Below are 22,385 nucleotides of genomic sequence, written 5' to 3'. Positions count from 1 at the left end.
GTGCTGATGTCCTACCCGGCGGGCAGGATGGGCGCGGGAGGTACAGATGAGCGACATCGCGGACGTTCCACCCGCCGTTGTGGGCCGGTTCCGGGTGATCTGCGGGGAGCTGCCCGAGGCGTACGAGGAGCCGGCGTGGATCGGCTTGCGGTGGCGGATTCGCCGGGGGACGTTCCTGCACGTCTACACCACCGACGAGAGGGGGTCGGCGTACATCGAAACGGACGATCCGGCCATCCTGATGACCTTCCGGGCGCCGCCCGGGGAGTTGGCCGCGCTGGCGCATGCCGGCCCTCCGTTCTTTCGGGCCGACTGGGGTGTGAATGTCGTGGGAATGGTGCTGGACGACGAGACGGACTGGGTCGAGGTTGCCGAGCTGGTGACGGACAGCTATCGCGTGCAGGCGCCCCGCCGCCTCGCGTTCCGGCTGAAAGCAGGTGGATGAACCGCCGGCTACCTCCCCACGTTGCCGCTTATCCAGGTTCGGTGCTGAGAAACATTCCTATTCACGGTGGGATAGGTCGGGTTGCCGCACTGACCAGAGATATTTCAGGAGACGATTCCGACGACGACATCACTTAGTGCCGCGTGCTCCGGCCGTCTGGCCGGATTTGCGGGTGCAGTTCATTCCGGGCGTGATCGGCTTGAGGAAGACCTCTCGTCGTTCGTTGGGGAAGCCCGCATTGCTGGTCTTTCCGTAGCCGGTCGTGACTACCTCGCCGGTCGGCACCGCGCCCTGGCTGGGCAGTGCGGGTGCGATGAGGGGCTCCGACAGCAAGATGGGCTGGTCAAGCGCAGGATCCCGAGATCGCCGTCCATCGCCGGGACGCGCCTTCACTCGGTTCGCGCACCGGCCTCGAGCACGGTGAGGTCGCGGACCGCATACCGGTGATGCTCGGCCTCTTCCTTGCACACCACCGTGAGGCAGCGGCGCACGACGTACTCCTTGTCCGGGTAGGGGTCGGCCGGCTTGCGACCACACACCCGATCGAGCTCGGCCTCGGTGAGCTCGTCGACGACCCGGCGCATCGTGGCCATGCGGGCGAGCCGCGGCGCGAGTACCTCGTCGAGCGTCGGGGTGGCATCGAGGGTGAGCCCGAGCTTCGCCGATGCTTCGGCCGGCATCCCGCCGGCAGGAAGGCCCAACGGGTGGTACGGCGCGTCCTCCTCGAGCACGGCGTTGCCGATCCAGGCATCGCTGGCCATCAGCAGATGCCGCTGCGTCTCGACGAACGACCATTCGCCGTCGACCTGCTCGTGCAGCTTCGCCTCGGGTAGGCGCCTGGCGCGGTCGAGCGTCTCCTCCCATTGCCTCTCGATGGCATCCCAAGCGGCCCGGTATTCGGCGGCGGACGTGGCCTCACGGGCCAGCACCCGGTTGGGATGCAGCCGGTCGAGCTCGGCCTCGACGTAGGCGGTCACGTCGACGTCGTTGACAACGACACGCTCGAAGCCGCCACCGAGGGAGACGCTGCCCCCATAGCAGTCCACGATCTTCAGGCCGGTGACGTCGCAATCGCGAATTTCGAGGCCGGAGAGGTCGCTCAGGTGGATACGAGCACCACGGAACTGGTCACTTTGGGTGTACTCAGCAGGCATCGGGACAGTTTCCCGTATCCGTCCCGCCTGTGCCAGTGAATGGCACAACGTGAGGGTTGCGTGTTGCGTCTGGGAGGGGGAGTGCGGGATCGAGCATCTTGGCGAGCGCTTGACGATCGATCTTGCCCGCACGGTTGAGGGGGTCGGAGTGATTTGGAACGAAATCCCGATTTTGGACAAGGTCAGACGGGGTCGCCATGATCACGAATTTGGCGGCTGGGCGCATGCCTCTTACTTACGACCCCTCATGGGCGGGTTAAGGCCTGCGATCAGCCCTCGTCTTCTTCGTGCTGGGAGGGGTCTCGTAGCGGGCGAAGGCCTTCGCCGGGCTGGGAGGCGATGAAGTTGTAGCGGCCCAGCGTGTTGATGTGCTTATAGCCGAGGGGTGAGACCCGGGGTTCACTCTCCGTGTCTATGCGCACCTGATGCCCGGCTCCCACGATCGAGCTCGTCAAGCGATCGACGACCGCCTGTTCCATCCGCCTCTCATCTCTCACGGAACAGTGATCCTTTAGGTCGCTGGAGCCGAACCACGAAACCCCGCCACAGGTACATCCCGGGCGGGGTTTTCGCTGTTCAAGTCCTACTTGAGCAACTGACGCGCCATCACCATGCGCTGGATCTGGTTGGTCCCCTCATAGATCTGGGTGATCTTGGCGTCGCGCATCATGCGCTCCACCGGATAGTCCCGCGTGTACCCATAACCGCCAAGCAGCTGCACCGCGTCAGTAGTGATCTCCATCGCCGCATCCGAAGCGGCCGTCTTCGCAGCCGAAGAGAAGAACGTCAGATCCTTCACCGGCGTCCCGTGCATGGCCAGCTCCGACTTGGCCGCCGCCGCGTACGTCAGCTGCCGCGCCGCCTCCAGCTTCATCGCCATGTCGGCGATCATGAACTGGACGCCCTGGAAGTCGCCGATCGCCTTCCCGAACTGCCGCCGCTCCTTGACGTACCCGATCGCGAAGTCGAGCGCCCCCTGGGCGATGCCGAGGGCCTGGGCCGCGATGGTGATGCGGGTGTGGTCGAGGGTCGCCAGGGCGGTCTTGAAGCCCGTTCCGGGTTCGCCGATCATCCGCGAGGCGGGGATGCGCACGCCTTCGAGGATCACCTGCCGGGTCGGCGAGCCCTTGATGCCGAGCTTCTTCTCCTTCGGCCCGAACGAGACGCCCTCGTCGGACTTCTCGACCACGAACGCGGAGATGCCCCGGGCGCCGGCCGACGGGTCGGTCACCGCCATGACGGTGTAGAACTCGGAGATCCCGGCGTTGGTGATCCACGTCTTCACGCCGTCGAGGACGTAGGAGTCGCCGTCGGCCACGGCGCGGGTGCGCATCGCGGCGGCGTCGGAGCCGGCCTCGGCCTCCGACAGGGCGTAGGAGAACATCGCCTCGCCCCGGGCGACGGCGGGCAGGTAGGCCGCCTTGAGCTCCTTGGACGCCGACAGCAGCAGGGGCACCGTGCCGAGCTTGTTGACCGCCGGGATCAGCGAGGACGACGCGCAGACGCGCGCCACCTCCTCGATGACGATCACCGCGGCGAGCGCGTCGGCGCCCGCGCCGCCGTATTCCTCGGGCACGTGGACCGCGTGGAAGTCGGCCGCGACGAGGTCCTTGTAGGAGTCCTCGGGGAACTCCTCGTTCTCGTCGGCCGCGGCGGCCCGCGGGGCGATCTTCTCTTCTGCCAGGGCGCGGACCGCCTCGCGGAGCATGTCGTGCTCCTCCGCCGGCGCGTACAGAGGAAAGCTCATGTACGGATTGTAGGACGTCCAACTATCACAGCGGTGGGCGATCTGCCCCGGATAGTCTCATGTAGCATCACACACCCTGATAGATGCAGGTCATCGAGGGGAGCGGCGGCGTGACACACCGACTGACGGTCCTGGGGACCGGATATCTGGGCGCGACGCATGCCGCGTGCATGGCGGAGCTCGGCTTCGACGTGCTCGGCCTCGACGTCGACCCCGACAAGATCGCCCGGCTGCGGCGCGGCGAGTCGCCGATCTACGAACCGGGCCTGGAGGCCCTGCTCAAGAAGCACGTGGCCACCGGCCGTCTCCGGTTCACCACCTCCTACGAGGAGGTCGCCGAGTTCGGCGACGTGCACTTCGTCTGCGTCGGCACCCCGCAGAAGAAGGGCGAGTACGCCGCCGACGTCTCCTACCTCGACCAGGTCGTCGACTCCCTCGGCCCGCACCTGCGCCGCGACTGCGTCGTGGTCGGCAAGTCGACCGTGCCCGTCGGCACCGCCCAGCGCCTGGCGACCCGGCTCCGGCGGCTGGCCGGCGACCACGTCGAGCTGGCCTGGAACCCCGAGTTCCTCCGGGAGGGCTACGCCGTCGACGACACCCTCCACCCCGACCGGATCGTCCTCGGCGTCGCCTCCCCCCGGGCCGAGCAGATCCTCCGTGAGGTGTACGCGCCCCTCGGCGAGATCCCCATCGTGGTCACCGACTTCCCGACCGCCGAACTCGTCAAGACCGCCGCCAACGCGTTCCTGGCCACCAAGATCTCGTTCATCAACGCCATGGCCGAGGTCTGCGAGGCCACCCAGGCCGACGTGAAACTACTCTCCAAGGCGCTCTCGTACGACGAACGCATCGGCGGCCGCTTCCTCAACCCCGGCCTCGGCTTCGGCGGCGGCTGCCTGCCCAAGGACATCCGCGCCTTCATGGCCCGCGCCGGGGAACTGGGCGCCGACCAGGCCCTGACCTTCCTGCGCGAGGTCGACGCGATCAACATGCGCCGCCGCGCCCGCATGGTCGACCTGGCCCGCGACATGGTCGGCGGCTCGTTCCGCAACCGCGTCGTCGGCGTCCTCGGCGCCGCCTTCAAGCCCAACTCCGACGACATCCGCGACTCCCCCGCCCTCGACGTGGCCGCCACCATCGGCCACGAGGGCGGCTCCGTCACCGTCTACGACCCGGTGGCCCTCGACAACGCCCGCAAGGCCCAACCGACCTTGGGCTACGCCGAATCGGCCCTGGACGCCTCCCGCGACGCCGACGTGGTCCTGCTCCTGACCGAATGGCAGGAGTTCGTCAACCTCGACCCCCACACCCTGGGCAGGGTGGTCAACGTCCGCAACATCGTCGACGGCCGCAACGCCCTCGACGCCACCGTCTGGCGCGAGGCCGGCTGGAACTACCGAGCCCTGGGCCGCCCGCAGTAGACCATCACCAAACCGCGATAGACGGACACTAGACCACTCCATACGATCACGGTCATGTCAAACGACCACTTCGTGACGTATACCACCCCACGGGGAAGTGTGATCACCCTCCCGTTCCTCAGCGAGCAGCAGAGGAACGCCGTCGTCGCCGCCCTCCATCCAGGCCCCAAAGGCGGCCACACCGTCGTCGACGGCGAAACCTGCACTCGGTGCCAAGGAGTCGGCGGGTGGCACGAGGTTGTCGAGTTCAAAACGTCATCCGGCGCCACAGTCGTCACGCGAAAATGGGTTAACTGCCGCCAATGCGGAGGGACCGGACAAACACCGAAGAAGTAGGCGCCTACGAGACGCCCTCCGACGCGGCCTTCCGGAGTGCCTCGCCCTTCGCGTAGGCCGTCTTCTTCAGGTCGGCCTGGAACTCCACCATGCGCTCCTGCAGCGCCGGGTCGGACGCCGCCAGGATCCGTACCGCCAGAAGACCCGCGTTGCGTGCCCCGCCGACCGCGACCGTCGCGACCGGCACCCCCGCCGGCATCTGGACGATCGACAACAGCGAGTCCATGCCGTCGAGGTACTTCAGCGGCACCGGCACGCCGATGACCGGCAGCGGGGTCACGGAGGCCAGCATGCCGGGCAGGTGGGCCGCGCCGCCCGCGCCCGCCACGATCACCTTCAGGCCACGGGAGGCGGCCGACTTGCCGTAGGCGATCATCTCCTCGGGCATGCGGTGGGCCGACACCACGTCGGCCTCGAAGGACACGCCGAACTCGCGGAGCGCCTCGGCGGCCTGGCCCATGACGGGCCAGTCCGAGTCGCTGCCCATGACGACGCCGACGTCAGGCACTGATGGGTCCTCTCAGACAGGTGACCGCGTGCCTCGCCCGGGCGCGGACCTCGTCGAGGTCGTCGCCCAGGGCGGTCACGTGGCCGATCTTGCGGCCCGGACGGACGTCCTTGCCGTAGAAGTGGATCTTGATGCCGGGGTCGTTGGCCATCACGTGCTCGTAGCGCGAGTAGACGTCGGGGTCGTCGCCGCCCAGCAGGTTGGCCATCACGACCACCGGCGCGGCCATCTCGGGCGAGCCCAGCGGCAGGTCGAGCACCGCCCTCAGGTGCTGCTCGAACTGGGAGGTGCGGGCGCCCTCGATCGTCCAGTGACCGGAGTTGTGCGGGCGCATGGCCAGCTCGTTCACCAGCAGGCCCGTGGCGGTCTGGAACATCTCGACGGCCAGCAGGCCGGTCACGCCGAGCTCCTCGGCGATGGTCAGGGCGATGCGCTGCGCCTCGGCGGCGAGCTCGGGGTCGAGACCCGGAGCGGGCGCGATCACCTCGACGCAGATCCCGTCTTCCTGGACGGTCTCCACGACCGGGTAGGCCACCCCCTGCCCATGGGGCGAGCGCGCCACCAGCACCGCGAGCTCCCGCTCGAACGGCACGATCTCCTCGGCGATGAGGTCGACCCCGTGGGAGACCACCTCGTCGACCTCGGCCTGGGTGCGGGCCACCCACACGCCCCGGCCGTCATAGCCGCCCCTGACGGCCTTCAGCACGACGGGGGCGGTGAAATCGGTCGAGCTCCACTTGGGGCACGGCACCCCGAGAGCGGTCAGCCGCTCGCGCATGACCCGCTTGTCCTGGGCGTGGACCAGCGCCGCGGCGCCCGGCCGGGCCGGCACCCCGAGCGACTCGATCAGCTCGGTCGGCACGTGCTCGTGGTCGAAGGTCACCACGTCGCAGCCCTTGGCCAGCGCCATGAGGTCGTCGAGGTCGCGGTGGTCGCCGAGCCGGGTGTCGACGACGACCTTGGCCGCGCTCTCGTCGCGCGATCCGGCCAGCACCCGGAGCTCGACGCCGAGGGCGATGGCGGCCTGCTGGGTCATCCGGGCCAGCTGCCCGGCGCCGACCATGCCGACGATGAAGGGGCTGTTCACGAACGGGAAGCTTACCCAGCCTCGCTCAGGCGTTCGTCACGGAGGCCAGCCTGCGGCCCATCCCCACGGTCGTCATCCGGCCGTCGGCGTCGACCTTCGTGGCCAGGAACAACAGCTCCTCGGCGGTCACCTCGCCGAGCCGGCCGCCCCCGGCGAAGGCGCGCAGGTCCCGCTCGGGGAAGGAGGGCTCGGCCAGCTCGCTCCGGCCGGGGCCGGGCGTCTGGGTGGTGACCACGCGCAGGGTGTGGAAGACGAGGGACGCGCCGCCGGGCAGGGCCAGCGCGTGGGCCGGCGCGCCGCGCACCAGGCGCACGTCGACGCCGACCTTGTCGGGGCGGTGGGCGGCCGGGGCCCGGGTGATCGAGTCGCGCAGCCCGCGCATGGCGTCACCGGAGGAGACGCGGATGCCGTTGACGCCCGTCGGGTCGGTCAGATAGGTCAGGCAGCGCTGCGCCACCAGGCTCGCGGTGACCTGCGGGTTGACGTCGCCGGTGGGCACCACGGCCTCGGTCACGGACACCTCGGGGGCGCCCTCGGGCACCGGGATCGGCCCCAGGGCCAGCCGCCAGCCGTCCTTGGCCTGGGTGAACACGAAGTAGGCGGGATCGGGCTTCCTGGCCAGGGCGGCGAACCAGGGTTTGCCCTTCGCGCCCCGGCTGGGCGGCAGGTAGAACTCCGGCTCGGCGTAGTCGAACCGGGCGCCCTCGTGGCCGAGCGCGGTGGCCGTGCAGGCGGCGCCGCCCAGCTCGGAGGCGGGGGCGGCGAGCAGCCGGGCGACGCCGTCGCAGTCGCTGTCGCCCCAGGCGGTCTCGAGTTCGCCCAGCCCGGCGAAGGCGGCCTCGGCGGCGGCCAGTGTGAGGGTCTCGGGCTCGCGGGAGGGAGACTCCCGGGCCGTGGTCTCGGCGGGCAGCCCGCCGCAGGCGGCGGAGAGGCCCAGCACGATACCGAGGATCGCCATCCGGCTCAGTCGGCCCATGAAGATGCCCGCACCTCTTTCAAATGTGCGCGCGGGTGTGACGTCGGGCGCCAACGTAGCCCGTGGCGACCCCGATCGGGCCGCAAAGTCTCAAATTTCTTGAAATGTTCTTGGACGACCTGGGCAGAAAGGGACTCAGAGGAAGCTTTCAGCCCGCCTAACAGCCCCAACCGGTAGCCTGAGACGACCCCATCCCACCAGGAAGGACTGTGCGGCTCGTGCAGCAACTCATCCGCGGCGCATACGCGCGATTCGCCACCCTCCTCCACGAGTTGATCAAATTCGGCTCCGTCGGGGCCATCGCCTTTGTGATCAACTTCGGTGTGGTCAACATCCTGTGGGCCATGTGGGGCTCCGAGGGCACCCTGTCCGCCAAGGTCATCGCGACGGTCGTCGCCGCGACCTTCGCCTACTTCGGCAACCGCTACTGGACCTTCCGCCACCGCGAGCAGAGCGGTCTCGCGCGGGAGTACGTGCTCTTCTTCGTGCTCAACGGCGTCGGCCTGCTGATCGAGCTGATCTGCCTCGGCCTGAGCCGCTACACCCTCGGTCTCGAGAGCATCGTGGCCAACAACATCGCCACCCTGATCGGCACCGGTCTCGGCACGCTGTTCCGCTTCTGGTCGTACAAGCGCTGGGTGTTCATGGCCCCGCCGGTGGTCCAGGAGGAAGGTCAGGCGGGGCCGCTCACCACGCGGTAGCCCTTTTCGTCGTCGCCGACCTTCCGGAGGAAGATCGCGAACGTCGCCGGCCGGGGTTTGACCAGCTCCAGCCGGCCGCCGTCGGCGGCGACCAACGACCGGGCGAGCGTGAGCCCGAGCCCGGTGCCGCTGCCGCCGGTCACACTCCGTTCGAAGATCCGGGTGCGGATCTTCTCGGGCACCCCCTCGCCCTGGTCGGAGACCTCGATGACGATCGACTTCTCCGAGCTCGTCGTGGTGATCGACACGATGCCGCCCCCGTGGTGCAGGGAGTTGTCGAGCAGCGTGGCCACGACCTGGCTGAGCCCGCCCGTGGTGGCCAGCGCGTGCAGGCCCCGGCTGCCGGTGAGCTGTATCGACCGGTGGGAGCGCCGGAACGCCGGATCCCACTCGGTGATCTGCTGGACCAGCACCTCGTCGACGTCGATCGGCTCGGCCTGGGAGTGGCGCTGGCGGCGGGCCGCGTTGAGCAGTTCGTCGATGACCGCCGTCAGGCGTTCGGCCTGGACGATCGCCGCCTCCCCCTCCTCGCGCACGATGGCCGGCTGGGACGCCGCCGCGACGATCTCCTCCAGGCGCATGGTGAGCCCGGTCAGGGGCGTGCGGAGCTGGTGGGACGCGTCGGTGGCGAACTCGCGCTCCCGGCCGAGCAGCTCGGAGATGCGGATCGCGCTGCGGTCGAGCACCTCGGCGACCCGGTCGAGCTCGGGGATGCCGTAGCGGTGTTTGCTCGGACGGGCGTCGCCCGAGCCCAGCCGCTCCGCGATCTTGGCCAGATCGAGGAGCGGCAGCGTGAGTCTGCGCGACGTCACGACCGCCAGCCCGATGGCCACGACCAGCGCGGCGACCGCCAGGGCGATGGTCAGCAGCAGCCGCGCCCGGATGTCCCGGTCGATCTCCGCGGTGTCGCGGCTGAGCCGGACGACGCCGTTCTCGGAGCGCGCGTCTTCGGTCAGCGACCGGTTCACGGGAGGTTCGACGCCGACGGTGATCGGCTCTATGCCGCGGAACGCGACCTGGATGAACCGGTTGGGGTAGTTCCGCTCCAGTTGTTTGGGATCGACCGGCTGCTCCTGGCTGATGGCGTACTCAACGCTGATCAGCACGCGCGTGGCCTCCGCTCGGAGCTCCTGCGCGGCTTCGTCGTTGATGAGACGTACGACGACCACACCGAGGGGAACTCCGAGCAGCAGCACCGCGATGACCGCGACGAGCAGCATCGAGGAGAGCAGACGCCTCCGCATGCCCCTTACTCGCGTTCGAAGCGGAAGCCGACCCCTCGGACGGTCGTGATGTACCGCGGCTTCGCCGCGTCGTCACCGAGTTTGCGCCGCAGCCAGGAGATGTGCATGTCGAGGGTCTTGGTGGAACCCCACCAGTTGGTGTCCCAGACCTCCCGCATGATCTGCTCTCGGGTCACGACCTTGCCGGCGTCGCGCACGAGCACGCGGAGCAGGTCGAACTCCTTGGTGGTCAGGTGGAGTTCCTTGTCGCCCATCCAGGCCCGGCGGGAGTCGGCGTCGATCCGGACGCCCTGGACCACCGGCGTCTCGGAGGTGCCCCGCCGCAGCAGGGCCCGGACGCGGGCGAGCAGTTCGGCGAGCCGGAACGGCTTGGTGACGTAGTCGTCGGCCCCGGCGTCGAGGCCGACCACGGTGTCGACCTCGTCGACGCGAGCGGTCAGGATCAGAACGGGAGTGCCGTGGCCCTCGGCCCTGATACGGCGGGCGACCTCCAGGCCGTCCATCTCCGGGAGACCGAGGTCGAGAACGATGAGGTCGACGCCTCCCGAGAGTGCCCTTTCCAGGGCCTGCGGGCCGTCGGGACTCACCTCGACTTGGTAGCCCTCCCGGCGCAGGGCGCGCGCAAGCGGCTCGGAGATCGAGGTGTCATCCTCGGCGAGAAGTACGCAGGTCATGGAAGCGATCGTAGGACCTTAGGCGATCGTTTCCCGGGCACAGCGCGCGGTTTGACTCCACGTTGACCCATCAATTGACCTGGGCAAACACGGACAAAGGCGTTTTTGCAGCGGCATGTCCGGGCGGCCTGGCGGCCAGGAAAGCGAGACGCGGATGGTCGAAGACTGGCCGCGTCTCGCGCCCGGAATCTGCCCGGCAACAAAGCGAACGCCCGCCGGGACCCCGGCGGGCGTTTCTCGCGGCCCTGCGTCTCGGCTGTGTCAGGACGCGGACGGCGGCTCGGCGTACCGCTGGAGGTACAGAGCGTCACCAAGCGTCTCCATGAGGGACAACTCGGTCTCCAGGTAGTCGATGTGGTGTTCCTCGTCCTTGAGGATCTCCTCGAAGAGCAGCGCCGAGACGATGTCGCCGCGCTCGCGCATCAGGGCGATGCCCGGCTTCAGGCGCTTGACGACGCCGAGCTCGAGCTCCAGGTCGCTCTGGATCTGCTCCTTGACGGTCTGGCCGACGTGGAGGGTGAAGAGCTTCTGGTAGTTGGGCAGGCCGTCGAGGAAGAGGATGCGGTCGGTCAGCGCCTCGGCGTGGCGCATCTCGTCGATCGATTCGGCGCGGGTGAAACTGGCGAGCTTGGTGAAGCCCCAGTTCTCCTGCATCTTGGCATGGAGGAAGTACTGGTTGATGGCCGTCAGCTCAGACGTAAGCTGCTCGTTGAGCAGCGCAATGATGTCCTTGTCGCCCTGCATGCCGGGGCCCCTTGCCTAAGCGGTCGTGATCAAACTCTCTGACCGCTTCAGAATGGCACAGATCTTTCTGACACAAGAGGCGCAGTCGCCCCCGGCGCCCGTGGTGTCGCGGATCTGCCGGACGGTCCGGGCGCCGTTGGCGATGCAGTCGTGCACCTCGTTCTCGGTGACGGCGCGGCACACACAGGCGTACATCCAGGGACCCTTCGGAGATGCATAGGTAAGGCTCTCCTAAGGTAGCCGACTTTGGTAAGGCTTGCCTATGTGAGGACCGCCACAGATCAGTGACCGTCGACGACCCCGTCGGACGCGTCCTCCACCAGCCGGAACAGGTCGGCGCGGATGGTCTGGATCTTGGGAATGTCGCGGTAGTCGATGACCCCGCGTTCGGACGCCGACTCGACCTTCAGGGTCCCGCTGCCCAGGACGCGCTCCATCAGCGACTGGTCGGAGCTGACCGAGTTGACCTTGGCGAGCGGGATGTCGTCCTGGGACTTGCTGAGGACGCCGGTGCTGATCGTGAACCGGTGGGTGGTCAGGGTGTAACCGGTCGTCTTCCACCGCAGGTAGGGCACGAAGGTGAGCAGGACGAGCGCGACCACCGAGACCACCGCGACCGCGACGCGGGCGATGCCGGAGTATTCGTAGTCGTTCGGTATGAAGTAGATCGCGGCCGACGAGGCGGCCACGACGAGAACCAGCGCGAGGAACGGACCGACGAGCCGCTTCCAGTGCGGGTGGAACGAGTGGACGACTCGCTCACCGTCGGTCAGGTGGTGATCAGGGAGACCCATGGGCCACATCGTGGCACGTACCAGTCCGTTCCGGGCGTGGTTCTACTTGCGAACGTGGACGACGTCGCCCGCGCTCAGGGGATGGTCGGTTCCGCCGCTCGTGACGATCAGCTGACCCGACTCGCTGATGCCGGTCGCCCGGCCGGCGAGCAGCCGTTCGCCGGGCAGTTCGACCCGGACCTCCTGCCCGACCGTCGCGCTCGCCGCCAGGTAGGCGGCCCGCAGGCCGGACGCCTCGGCGTCGCCGCCGGCCAGGCACCAGTCGCGGTAGAGCCGTTCGAGCTCCCGCAGCACCCCGGCCAGCAGCCGGTCGCGGTCGAGGCAGGTCGCCCCGGCCAGCGCGAGCGAGGTGGCGTGGCCGACGGGCAGCTCCGACTCGCGGAGGCTGACGTTGAGGCCCATGCCGATGACGACGGCCGAGTCGATGCGCTCGGCCAGGATGCCGGCCAGCTTGCGTTCGTCGTGGAGCAGGTCGTTGGGCCATTTGAGCCGGACGTCGACCTCGGCGACCTGGCGGATCGCGGTGGCGGCGGCCAGCCCGAACAGCAGCGGCAACCACCCCTGGAAGGCGACCCTGACCTCGGGCCGCAGCAGCACGGAGAAGGTGAGCCCGGACCGGGGCGGGGCGATCCAGACCCGGCCGAGGCGACCCCGCCCGGCGTACTGGGACTCGGCCGCCAGGACCGCGCCCTCGCGGACGCCGTCGCGGACGGCCTGCCCGAGGTCCGCGTTGGTGGAGCCGGTGCGCTCGACCACGGTGAGGGACGACCACAACGATCCGGGCCGGACCAGCTCGGCCCGGAGGGCGGCCTGGGACAACTGGGGTCGGTCGAGATCGGGATACGAAGGTTCGGGCATGACTGCCATTCTCCCTTCCGAACACCGTTCCGTTCGACGAACAGTCGATGACCTGGGATTACTACCCCATGTAGTCACCCCTACCCGTGAGGGTCACCGGTTGACCGTTATGAGGGGAATGGCAGATGCCCGCGCGACCTCCGTCAGCCGGTGTTCTGCAGGCCGGCCGCGACGCCGTTCACGCTGAGGAGGAGCAGCGTCGAGAGGCTCTCACGCTCCTCGTCGCCCAGGTCGCCGGAGGTCCGCAGCGCGGTCAGCGCCCGCAGCTGCAGGTGCGACAGCGCGTCGACGTAGGGGTCTCTCAGCTGGACGGCCCTCGACAACACCCGCCTCGACTCCAGCAGCCGGGAGTGGCCGGTGATCTCCAGCACCAGGCGGCGGGTCAGGTCGTACTCGTCCATGACCTGCTTGTAGAAGTCGTCGCGGCCGCCCAGCGCCAGGTAGCGGCTGGCGATGGCGCGGTCGGTCTTGGCCAGCGACATCTCGACGTTGTCGAGCAGCGAGGCGAACAGCGGCCACTCCTTGTAGGCCTCCCGCAGTTCCGCCTGGCCTCCGGCGTCGAGGACGGCGGCCAGGCCGGAGCCCAGGCCGTACCAGCCGGGGAGGTTGACCCTCGTCTGGGCCCAGGCGAAGACCCACGGGATGGCGCGCAGGTCGTCGAGCGACTTGGGCGCCCCCAGGCCGCGCCGGGCCGGACGGGAGCCCAGGCGCAGCGAGCCGATCTCCTCCAGCGGGCTGACCGCCGAGAACCACTCGGGGAAGCCGGGCGCCTCGGTCAGGCCGCGGTAGGCCCGCTCGGAGGCGGTGGCGACCTGGTCGGCCAGCTCGCGGAACTTCGCGGCGGCGTCGGCGGTGCGCTGCTCGACCGGGCTGGTCGAGGCGAGCAGGACCGCGTTGGTGACCTGCTCGATGTGGCGGCGGGCGATGGCCATGTGGCCGTAGCGGGCGAAGATGACCTCGCCCTGCTCGGTGACCTTGAACCGGCCGTTGACCGAGCCCGGCGCCTGGGCGAGCACCGCCCGGTTGGCCGGTCCGCCGCCCCGGCCCAGGGCGCCGCCCCGGCCGTGGAAGAGGGTGAGCACGATCTCGTTCTCGGCGGCCCACCTGGTGAGCGCGGCCTGGGCGTCGTAGAGGCGCATGGTCGCGGCGGCCGGGCCGAGCTCCTTGGCGGAGTCGGAGTAGCCGAGCATGACCTCGACCCGGCGGCCGTTGGCCGCCAGCCGCTTCTGGACGGGCTCGCTGGCGATCATCCCGGTCAGCACGCGCACCGAGTTGTCGAGGTCCTCCCCCGACTCGAACAGCGGCACCACGTCGAGCACCGGCGCGCGGTCGCCGAGGGCGTGCTGCGCCAGGGCGTAGACGGCCAGGATGTCGTCGGCCGAGCGGGTGAACGAGACGACGTAGCGGGAGCAGGCGGTGACGCCGAAGCGCTCCTGGATCCAGGCGATGCTCCGGATCGTGGCCAGCACCTCTTCGGTGCGCTCCGACCGGGCCCCGCCGGCCTCGATCTCGGCCAGCGCGGCGGCGTGGACCTGGGAGTGCTGCCGCACCTCCAGCTCGGCCAGGTGGAACCCGAAGGTCTCCACCTGCCAGATCAGGTGCTGCAGTTCCCCGTACGCCTGCCGCACCGCGCCGGCCGCCACGAGCGACTCCTGGGCCAGCCGCAGGTCGGTGAGCAGGTCGGCGGGCGAGCGGTAGGCGAGGTCGAGGTCGCGGCGGCGGGTCGCGGCGATGCGCCCGGCCACGAACAGCAACCACTGCCGGTGCGGTTCCTGCGGCGAGCGGGTCGACATCTCCGAGACCAGGTCGGGGAAGTCGCCCTCGGCGCGGGAGAGGGCGGCGCGCAGGCCGGGCGAGAGCGGCGTGCGCTCGGCGGCCAGGGTCATCGTGCGGCCGATGCGGGTGGCCGCGTTCTCGAGCGCGATCAGCACGTGCTCGTTCTGGATCAGCATGGCCTCACGCGTGACCTTCGAGGTCACGTTGGGGTTGCCGTCGCGGTCGCCGCCGATCCAGGAGCCGTAGCGGATGTAGGGGCGGGCCAGCGGCGGGCGGGTGCCGGTGCCCGGCTCCAGCGCCCCGTCGAGCGACCGGTAGATCAGCGGCACGGCCCGGAAGAGGGTCTCGTCGAAGGCCGCCATCGCGGTGCGCACCTCGTCGAGCGGGTCGAGCTTGGTCGACCGCAGCTGGGCGGTCCGCCACAGCAGGTCGACCTCCTCGCGCAGCCGCCGCTTGGCCTCCTGCTGCTCCCCCGCACCCCGGCCGGGCGTGTTGTAGAGGTCGAGGTGGCCGCTGACGCGCTGGATCGCGGTGACCACCGCGCGCCGCCGGGCCTCGGTCGGGTGGGCGGTCAGCACCGGCCGGAACTCCAGCTCGCCGATGAGCCGGTCGAGCTCCCCGGCCCCGACGTCGCCGCGCAGCGCCCGCACGGCCTGCGGCAGCGACTCGGGCACCGGCACGTCGTCGCGGTCGCGCTGCCGCAGGATGCGGATGCGGTAGTGCTCCTCGGCCAGGTTGGCGAGGTGGAAGTAGCACGTGAAGGCACGGGCGATCAGCACGGCCCGGTCGAGGGGCCATTCGGCGACCAGAGCCGCCACGTCGTCGACCGTGGTCTCCCGCCGGCGGGCGGCGATGACCGCTTTGCGGAGACGTTCGACATCGGCCAGCAGGTCGGGGCCGCCGTCTTCGGCAATTGCCTGCCCCAGGATCTCTCCCAGGAGGCGGACGTCGGCGCGGAGGTCGTCGGGCATCTCGGAGACGGCGCTGTGGCGGTCGTGGTGAGACAGGGCGGCCATGGTTGGAAGACTAGCGAGTGGTCTCGAACCGCCTCAGACCGGTCTCACCCATTGGACTAGACCAATGGTCAGGTGGGACGCGACACGTCGGCCATCAGCTCCGGCATACGCCGCAACCCGATCACCGACGCCTTCGCGCGGGCCAGCCAGGCGAGCCCGAACCCGAGGACCGGCATCAGCACCGACACCCACACGTGGCCGGCCATGACCGGGATGAGCACCGGCAGCGAGAGCACCGCACCGCCGACCAGCGACCCGATCGACGACAGGAACGCCTGCCCGCCCTGACCGGGGGCCGCGCCGGTGAAGGCGTTGATGCGCTCGGGCTGGGTGTAGGCGACGTAGACGCTGGTGAACGACCCGACCGCGAAGACCAGCCCCATCACGCCCACGCCGGTCAGCGCCGCCGGGACGATCCACTCCGGCTTGGTCAGCACGCCGGTGACCACGGCCGCGAAGCAGAGCAGCGGGGCGCCGAGCAGGGTGATGGCCAGGTGGCGGCCGGCCAGGTCGGCGCGGAGGGCCGCGGGTTTGGCGTACACGACGGCGTTGATCCACAGGGCCCGGCCGTCGATGCCGAAGGAGTTGGTCGCCTGCAGCGAGACCACCAGGCCGCCCAGCCAGACGGGGAAGACGCCCATCCAGATGATCGGCTCCCCGCCGGTGTTGTTCCGGGTCGAGAAGATCATGATGATGACGACGGCCAGCGCGCTGACCCAGGTGACGCGGCCGCGGGGGTCGCGGCGGGCGTACTTGAGCTCCTTGGCGACGACCGCGCCGAGCACGCCCTCGGGCAGCAGCCCGCCGAACCGCGACCGCCGCACACTCCCGCCGCCCTGGCTGGAGGAGTCGGCCCTGGTGAGGGCGGCCTTGAGGGCGACGATCCACAACCACGCGCAGACGGCGGTGAACAACGCCACCGCCACGACCTCGGCGACCCCCACCAGCCCGCCGTCGGCGATGGCGTGGGCGGCCAGCCCGGTCGGCGACCAGCGCAGCACCCCGGCGGTCTGGGTGATGATCTCAAGACCGTTGCCGATGCCCTGGTTGAGCAGCATGCCCGGCAGCTGCGAGCCCACCACGAGGAGGATGACGGCGACCGCCATCAGGTCGCGCCCGCGCCGGGTCCGGAGCGCGCCGGACAACGCGGTGGTGACCAGCCGCGACACCACCAGGCAGCAGGCGAACGCCACGGGCACCGCGACGACCCCGATGAGCGCGCCGGTGACCGAGCGGGCCAGCCCGAAGATCACGCCCGTCATGGCGAACAACGAGGCGACCGGCCAGATGCCCACGGCCGAGGAGGCCAGCAGGCCGCGGGTGAGCTGCCCGGTCGTCAGCGGGAACAGGGCCAGCCGGGCGGGGTCGAGGGTGTCGTCGAGCCCGAACATCAGCAGCGGCCCGACGACCCACATGACCAGGATCGCGAAGAAGAAGACCACGCCGACGTCGGCGGCCATAGAGGGGTCGAGCGTCCGCAGCCCCGCCATCAGGTAGAACCCGGCGACGGCGACCACCAGCCCGGCGATCAGCGAGAAGACGAACCCGAACCGCTGCTGCGAGGTGCCCTTGAGGCTCCCGGCGAGGAGCCGCAGCTTCAGCCGGACGAAGAGCCCAACCACGACAGCCCCTCCTCTCCGGAACCGCCGGCCCCGACGAGGTCGAGGAACGCCTCGTTGAGCGAACGCCCGCGCCGCACCTCGTCGGTCGGCCCCTGCGCGACGATCTGCCCCCGCGACATGACCGAGACCCAGTCGCACAACCGCTCGACGAGGTCCATGACGTGGCTGGAGAAGATCACGGTCGACCCGGAGGCGGTGTAGCGGCGCAGCACCTCGGTGAGGGTGTTGGCGCTGACCGGGTCGACGCCCTCGAACGGCTCGTCGAGGAACAACACGGCCGGGTTGTGCAGCAGCGCGGCGGCCAGGCCGATCTTCTTGCGCATGCCGGTCGAGTAGTCGACGACGAGCTTGTCCTGCGACTCGACGAGGTCCATGACCTTCAGCAGCTCGGCGGCCCGCTTGGCGCCCTCCTCCCGGGAGATGCCGCGCAACTCGGCGTTGTAGAGCAGCAGCTCCCGCCCGCTGAGCCGCTCGAACAGCCGCAGCCCCTCGGGCAGCACCCCGATCGAGCTCTTGACCTTGACGGGCTCGGCCCAGGCGTCGGCGCCGTGGATCTCCACCAGCCCGCCGTCGGGCCTGAGCAGCCCCGTGATCATGCTGAGCGTGGTCGTCTTCCCGGCCCCGTTGGGCCCCACGAGCCCCGCGAAGCTCCCGGCCGGCACGACCAGATCCACCCCGGCAACCGCGACCTGCTGCCCGAAGGCCTTCACCAGGCCCCGCGTCCGAACCGCCTCTGTCATGCCCTCCACTCTGCCCTGGCACCGCCCTGCCCGGAGGTCACGATTTCGACCGGCGGCCCGCGAGGTGGTTCACCGCCCACAGGACCACGCCGATGGCCAGCAGGATGAGGGCGCGCAGGTAGACCGAGCCCTCGCGGCCGGTGATCGGGAGGATCAGGATCACGCAGGCGACCGCGCCCAGGACCGGGGCCCACGACGGGGCGTGGAAGTGGGCGTGGTCGACGGTCTCGCGGCGCAGGACCAGGACGGCGATGTTGACGATCGTGAAGACGCAGAGCAGCAGCAGGACCGTCGTGTCGGCCAGGCCGCCCACGTCGCCGGTGCAGACCAGGACGACCGCGATGGCGACGGTGAAGAGGATGGCGACCCATGGGGTGGCGCGGCTCGGGTGGACCGCGCCGAAGACCTTCGGGACGATGCCCTCGCGGGCCATGCCGTAGACCAGGCGTGAGGCCATCAGCATGTTGATCAGGGCGGTGTTGCCGACGGCCAGCAGGGCGATGAGGGCGAACAGCTTAGGGGGGAACTCCAGGCCGGCGACCTTGACCACTTCGAGGAGGGGGCCGGTGGAGTTCCTCAGGGTCTCGGTGTCGACCAGCATCGTCGCGGTGAAGGCCACCGCCAGGTAGATGACGCCGGCGATGGCCAGGCCGCCGAACAGGGCGCGGGGGAAGGAGCGTTGCGGGTCCTTGGCCTCCTCGGCCAGGTTGACCGAGTCCTCGAAGCCGAGGAGGGCGTAGAAGGCCAGGGCGGTGCCGCCCAGGATGCCGAGGAAGGCGCCGTTCTCGGGGTGGAACTCCAGGGCGCGCGAGGGGTCGCCGTCGCCGGTGAGGAGGGCGTACACGCCGATCGCGATGATGACCAGGAGGCCGAACGCCTCGATCAGGGTCAGCACCACGTTGACCTTGACCGATTCGGAGATGCCGGCGAAGTTCACCAGGGTCACGAGGGCCAGGAAGATCAGCGCGCCGACCACCGTGGGCAGGGTGACGAACTCGGCGAGGTAGGTGCCGCCGAAGGCCCTGGCCGCCGCGCTGGCCGAGGTGACCCCGCTCATCAGCACGGCGAAGGCCACGATGAAGGTCAGGAACGGGATGCCGAAGGCGCGGTTGGTGTAGAGGGCCGCGCCGGCCGCCTGCGGGTACTTGCCGACCAGTTCGGCGTAGGCGGTGGCGGTCAGGGCCGCCAGCACGAACGCGACGAGGAACGGCACCCACAGGGCGCCGCCGACCTCTCCGGCCACCTTGCCGGCGAGGGCGTAGATGCCGGCGCCCAGGATGTCGCCGACGACGAACAGCAGCAGCATGCGGCGTCCGATGACGCGCTTCAGACTCGGGGCCTGCGGGCTCATGCGACGCGACTACCCAGCGTCACGCGGGTCACGCTTGAACACCCCCTGGAAGTCGGAGGGGGTGTCCGGATTACCCTTGCGCCATGACTGCTCAACCGGTGCCAGAGATCGACGTGCACACGACCGCGGGGAAGATCGCCGACCTGGAGCGACGGCTCGACGAGGCGGCCCACGCGGGATCGGCGCGCGCGGTCTCCAAGCAGCACGAGAAGGGCAAGATGACGGCCCGCGAACGCCTGACGGCGTTCCTCGACGAGGACTCCTTCGTCGAGTTCGACGAACTGGCGCGGCACCGGTCGACCAGCTTCGGCATGGACCGCGAGCGGCCCTACGGCGACGGCGTGGTGACCGGCTACGGCACGGTCGACGGGCGTCCGGTCGCGGTGTTCGCGCAGGACTTCACCGTCTTCGGCGGGTCGCTGGGCGAGGTCTTCGGGGAGAAGATCGTCAAGGTCATGGACCACGCGCTGAAGACCGGCTGCCCGGTCATCGGCATCAACGACTCGGGGGGCGCGCGCATCCAGGAGGGGGTGGTCTCCCTCGGCCTGTACGCCGAGATCTTCCGCCGCAACGTGCACGCCTCGGGCGTGATCCCGCAGATCTCGCTGATCATGGGCCCGTGCGCCGGCGGCGCGGTCTACTCGCCGGCCCTCACCGACTTCGTGCTGATGGTGTCCGAGAAGTCCCACATGTTCATCACCGGCCCCGACGTGATCAAGACGGTCACCGGCGAGGAGGTGACGTTCGAGGAGCTCGGCGGCGCGCACACGCACAACTCCAAGTCGGGCGTGGCCCACTACGAGGCCACCGACGAGCAGGACTGCCTCGACTTCGCGCGGGCGCTGCTGTCGTACCTGCCGTCGAACAACCTCGACGAGCCGCCGGTCTTCGACGCCGAGGCCGACCTCACGGTCACCGACGAGGACCTGGAGCTCGACACGCTGATCCCCGACTCGGCCAACCAGCCCTACGACATGCACACCGTGTTGTCCCACGTGCTCGACGACGGCGAGTTCCTCGAGACGCACGCCGGGTTCGCGCCGAACATCCTGGTCGGGTTCGGGCGGGTCGAGGGGCGTCCGGTCGGGATCGTGGCCAACCAGCCGATGGCGCTGGCCGGCACGCTCGACATCGCGGCCTCCGAGAAGGCGGCCCGGTTCGTGCGCACCTGCGACGCGTTCAACCTGCCGGTGCTGACCTTCGTCGACGTGCCCGGCTTCCTGCCCGGCACCGACCAGGAGTGGAACGGCATCATCCGGCGCGGCGCCAAGCTCCTGTACGCCTACGCCGAGGCCACCGTCCCCCTGGTCACCGTGATCACCCGCAAGGCGTACGGCGGCGCCTACGACGTCATGGGCTCCAAGCACCTCGGCGCCGACATCAACCTGGCCTGGCCGACCGCGCAGATCGCGGTCATGGGCGCCCAGGGCGCGGTCAACATCCTCTACCGCCGCGAACTGGCCGACGCGAAGGACCCCGACTCGGCGCGGGCCCGCTACATCACCGAGTACGAGGACACCCTCGCCAACCCCTATCTCGCCGCCGAACGGGGCTACGTCGACGCGGTGATCCGGCCGTCCGACACCCGCGTGAAGATCATCAGGTCGCTGCGGACGCTGCGGAACAAGCGGGCCTCCCTGCCGCCGAAGAAGCATGGGAACATCCCGCTATGACCCACCTGAGGATCGTGCGCGGCGACGCGACGCCCGAAGAGGTGGCCGCGCTCGTCGTTGCACTACGTGACATTTCACTGACGGAGCAGAAAAGTGAGCCGAGTCCGCCCAGGTGGCGGGCCCCTTCGCGAAGGATGCGGGGAAACGTCCCCCCAAGACCCGGTAAGGGAACCTGGAGGGCCAGCGGACTACCCGAATAGACAGGGATTAGATCGGCCGAACCGGGTGTCAAGTGGCCCAAGAGTTGGGAGTATCTCCAAAAGGGCAATAGCAGCTAGACCAACAACACACGGAGACGAGGCCTGGAGGACGCGATGGCCATCCCGGACCTCGCAGTGCACAGCATGGCAGCGAAATACGCGGTTCTCGTCGACGTCGGTTATCTCTACGCCGCCGCCGGCGAGGTTCTGCTGGGCGCGAAGGAACGCAAGGAATATCGCGTCTCCGCCGACGAACTGATCCAATCCCTGCAGAAGCACGCGATGGAGCGCCTCCCCGGCGAGCTCCTGCGTGTCTATTGGTACGACGCGGCCCGCGACCGGGTCCCCACCGTCGACCAGCGGGTGATCGCCCAGCTTCCCTGGGTGAAGGTGCGGCTTGGCAACCTCAACGCGCGTGGCCAGCAGAAGGGCGTCGACGCGCAGATACGCAGTGACCTGGAGGCGCTGGCCCGGCACCACGCCGTCAGCGACACCGTCTTGATCGCCGGCGATGAGGACATGGTGCCGGCGGTGGAGGCCGCCCAGGCCTACGGGGTGAGGGTGCACCTGTGGGGGGTCGAGCCCCCTTTCGGCACCAACCAGGCCGAACGGCTGGTCTGGGAGTCCGACACCGTTGAGATCATCACCGCTGATTTCCTGAGGGCCTTTTTCACGCGTGCGCCGATCCCGGTGGCGGTGACCCCGCCGCCCTCCCCGGCCCAGGTCTTCGCGGGCCGCACCGCGAAACCGGCCGCCCCGCCGCAGAAGCAGGCCGGCCAGCCCAAGCTGGGGCCCAGCCGCCCGCGCGTCGAAGAGGTGGGCGAGCACGTCGCCCAGAAGTGGATCCTCACGCGGGGCCGCGACAACATCCGCGACCTGCTCCCGGGACCGCTCCTGCCGACGGTCATCGACACCGAATTGCTGATCGAGGCCGAGAAGGAACTCGGCCACTCGCTGCGCCCCTACCCGGAGGCCCGCGTGTGGTTGCGCGACGGCTTCTGGGCCCGGGTCTACCGCGAGTTTGACCTGGGCGTCGGCATCTCGTCGAAGTAGCGCGCCCGGAGGCCGTGCGGGCACGGGCGGGTCGATATGCCGAAATTTCGGGCGGCGCAAGCCGCCCGAAACAGCGCCGACTCGCCCTTGAAGCTGCGGCACCGACTCACCCTTTGAAGCTGCGGCACCGACTCGGCTCTTCGAAGGGCTTTTCCGTTACGGCTCCGCCTGGCCGGCCCCGCCGCCGGTCTCCGGCTCGGCCGTAACCGGCGCCAACCGGCCGCGAAAGCGGGGCGGTCGTAACGTCGTCCCTGGTCAGAGGGCT

22 protein-coding genes are annotated in these 22,385 nt (G+C 69.6%); 6 read left to right on the top strand and 16 right to left on the bottom strand.

What is annotated here, in order from left to right; genetic code table 11:
• Nucleotides 1-46: 46 nt before the first annotated feature.
• A complete protein-coding gene (locus AW271_RS37275; RefSeq protein WP_062342937.1) occupies nt 47-445 on the top strand; it encodes an MmcQ/YjbR family DNA-binding protein in 399 nt (132 codons plus the stop codon).
• Nucleotides 446-834: 389 nt separating this feature from the next.
• Here the strand turns inward: AW271_RS37275 and AW271_RS37270 are convergent, their stop codons facing one another.
• The 3 genes from AW271_RS37270 to AW271_RS37260 form a co-directional block, all read right to left on the bottom strand.
• Nucleotides 835-1,599: a DinB family protein gene (locus AW271_RS37270; RefSeq protein ID WP_062342935.1), complete on the bottom strand. Its 765-nt coding sequence runs from the start codon at nt 1,597-1,599 to the stop codon at nt 835-837.
• Between the two features lie 269 nt (nt 1,600-1,868).
• On the bottom strand, nt 1,869-2,078 hold the full coding sequence (locus AW271_RS40450) for a hypothetical protein (protein WP_062342932.1): 210 nt from the start codon (nt 2,076-2,078) through the stop codon (nt 1,869-1,871).
• A gap of 104 nt (nt 2,079-2,182) precedes the next feature.
• Nucleotides 2,183-3,346 (bottom strand): acyl-CoA dehydrogenase family protein, encoded by a 1,164-nt coding sequence (locus AW271_RS37260; RefSeq protein ID WP_062342930.1) that lies wholly within the window; start codon nt 3,344-3,346, stop codon nt 2,183-2,185.
• Nucleotides 3,347-3,456: 110 nt separating this feature from the next.
• Between AW271_RS37260 and AW271_RS37255 the strand changes: the two genes are divergently transcribed.
• Nucleotides 3,457-4,767, top strand: a complete 1,311-nt coding sequence (locus tag AW271_RS37255) for a UDP-glucose dehydrogenase family protein (protein ID WP_157555053.1) — start codon at nt 3,457-3,459, stop codon at nt 4,765-4,767.
• 340 nt (nt 4,768-5,107) lie between these two features.
• Here AW271_RS37255 and purE read toward each other — a convergent pair whose 3' ends face one another.
• From purE to AW271_RS37240, 3 genes are read right to left on the bottom strand one after another with little or no spacing between them, the layout of a single operon-like run.
• Entirely contained in the window at nt 5,108-5,590 is a 483-nt protein-coding gene (gene purE, locus AW271_RS37250; protein ID WP_062342991.1) for a 5-(carboxyamino)imidazole ribonucleotide mutase, read from the bottom strand.
• 13 nt (nt 5,591-5,603) lie between these two features.
• Nucleotides 5,604-6,674, bottom strand: coding sequence for a 5-(carboxyamino)imidazole ribonucleotide synthase (locus AW271_RS37245; protein WP_062342993.1), 1,071 nt, complete (start codon nt 6,672-6,674; stop codon nt 5,604-5,606).
• Between the two features lie 49 nt (nt 6,675-6,723).
• On the bottom strand, nt 6,724-7,656 hold the full coding sequence (locus tag AW271_RS37240; RefSeq protein ID WP_062342926.1) for a hypothetical protein: 933 nt from the start codon (nt 7,654-7,656) through the stop codon (nt 6,724-6,726).
• A gap of 236 nt (nt 7,657-7,892) precedes the next feature.
• Between AW271_RS37240 and AW271_RS37235 the strand changes: the two genes are divergently transcribed.
• On the top strand, nt 7,893-8,375 hold the full coding sequence (locus tag AW271_RS37235; RefSeq protein ID WP_174553144.1) for a GtrA family protein: 483 nt from the start codon (nt 7,893-7,895) through the stop codon (nt 8,373-8,375).
• On the opposite strand, the gene AW271_RS37230 is transcribed toward AW271_RS37235, so the two are convergent.
• From AW271_RS37230 to AW271_RS37185, 10 genes are all read right to left on the bottom strand, one after another.
• Nucleotides 8,348-9,619: a sensor histidine kinase gene (locus AW271_RS37230; protein WP_062342924.1), complete on the bottom strand. Its 1,272-nt coding sequence runs from the start codon at nt 9,617-9,619 to the stop codon at nt 8,348-8,350. The two genes, AW271_RS37235 and AW271_RS37230, sit on opposite strands and share 28 nt — an antisense overlap.
• Before the next feature lie 5 nt (nt 9,620-9,624).
• Nucleotides 9,625-10,293, bottom strand: a complete 669-nt coding sequence (locus AW271_RS37225; protein WP_030451323.1) for a response regulator transcription factor — start codon at nt 10,291-10,293, stop codon at nt 9,625-9,627.
• A gap of 261 nt (nt 10,294-10,554) precedes the next feature.
• Complete coding sequence (gene bfr, locus AW271_RS37220) at nt 10,555-11,037, bottom strand: bacterioferritin (RefSeq protein WP_062342923.1); 483 nt, start codon at nt 11,035-11,037, stop codon at nt 10,555-10,557.
• Between the two features lie 15 nt (nt 11,038-11,052).
• Nucleotides 11,053-11,232, bottom strand: a complete 180-nt coding sequence (locus AW271_RS37215; protein ID WP_062342920.1) for a (2Fe-2S)-binding protein — start codon at nt 11,230-11,232, stop codon at nt 11,053-11,055.
• 86 nt (nt 11,233-11,318) lie between these two features.
• On the bottom strand, nt 11,319-11,831 hold the full coding sequence (locus tag AW271_RS37210) for a PH domain-containing protein (protein WP_062342918.1): 513 nt from the start codon (nt 11,829-11,831) through the stop codon (nt 11,319-11,321).
• 42 nt (nt 11,832-11,873) lie between these two features.
• Nucleotides 11,874-12,689 (bottom strand): biotin--[acetyl-CoA-carboxylase] ligase, encoded by an 816-nt coding sequence (locus AW271_RS37205; RefSeq protein WP_062342916.1) that lies wholly within the window; start codon nt 12,687-12,689, stop codon nt 11,874-11,876.
• Between the two features lie 143 nt (nt 12,690-12,832).
• The gene (locus tag AW271_RS37200) at nt 12,833-15,481 is read right to left on the bottom strand and encodes a phosphoenolpyruvate carboxylase (protein ID WP_062342914.1); all 2,649 of its coding nucleotides are present in this window, start codon (nt 15,479-15,481) and stop codon (nt 12,833-12,835) included.
• Nucleotides 15,482-15,549: 68 nt separating this feature from the next.
• Entirely contained in the window at nt 15,550-17,103 is a 1,554-nt protein-coding gene (locus AW271_RS37195; protein WP_062342912.1) for a hypothetical protein, read from the bottom strand.
• On the bottom strand, nt 17,079-17,843 hold the full coding sequence (locus AW271_RS37190; RefSeq protein WP_062342910.1) for an ABC transporter ATP-binding protein: 765 nt from the start codon (nt 17,841-17,843) through the stop codon (nt 17,079-17,081). Before AW271_RS37190 ends, AW271_RS37195 begins: the two co-directional genes overlap by 25 nt.
• Before the next feature lie 37 nt (nt 17,844-17,880).
• On the bottom strand, nt 17,881-19,194 hold the full coding sequence (locus AW271_RS37185) for an APC family permease (RefSeq protein WP_062342908.1): 1,314 nt from the start codon (nt 19,192-19,194) through the stop codon (nt 17,881-17,883).
• 83 nt (nt 19,195-19,277) lie between these two features.
• Between AW271_RS37185 and AW271_RS37180 the strand changes: the two genes are divergently transcribed.
• The 3 genes from AW271_RS37180 (at nt 19,278) to AW271_RS37175 (ending at nt 22,120) form a co-directional block, all read left to right on the top strand.
• Nucleotides 19,278-20,867 carry an acyl-CoA carboxylase subunit beta gene (locus tag AW271_RS37180; RefSeq protein ID WP_062342906.1) on the top strand — a complete coding sequence of 530 codons (1,590 nt, stop codon included), beginning with the start codon at nt 19,278-19,280 and terminating at the stop codon, nt 20,865-20,867.
• Nucleotides 20,864-21,067, top strand: coding sequence for an acyl-CoA carboxylase subunit epsilon (locus AW271_RS39265; protein WP_083974178.1), 204 nt, complete (start codon nt 20,864-20,866; stop codon nt 21,065-21,067). Before AW271_RS37180 ends, AW271_RS39265 begins: the two co-directional genes overlap by 4 nt.
• A gap of 114 nt (nt 21,068-21,181) precedes the next feature.
• A complete protein-coding gene (locus AW271_RS37175) occupies nt 21,182-22,120 on the top strand; it encodes an NYN domain-containing protein (protein ID WP_062342904.1) in 939 nt (312 codons plus the stop codon).
• Nucleotides 22,121-22,385: the final 265 nt, after the last annotated feature.

Origin of the sequence: Herbidospora sakaeratensis (assembly GCF_001570525.1) — a bacterium.
Classification (GTDB): domain Bacteria; phylum Actinomycetota; class Actinomycetes; order Streptosporangiales; family Streptosporangiaceae; genus Herbidospora; species Herbidospora sakaeratensis.
The sequence above is the reverse complement of the archived record's forward strand: the minus strand, read 5'-3'. Positions and strand labels throughout refer to the sequence as shown.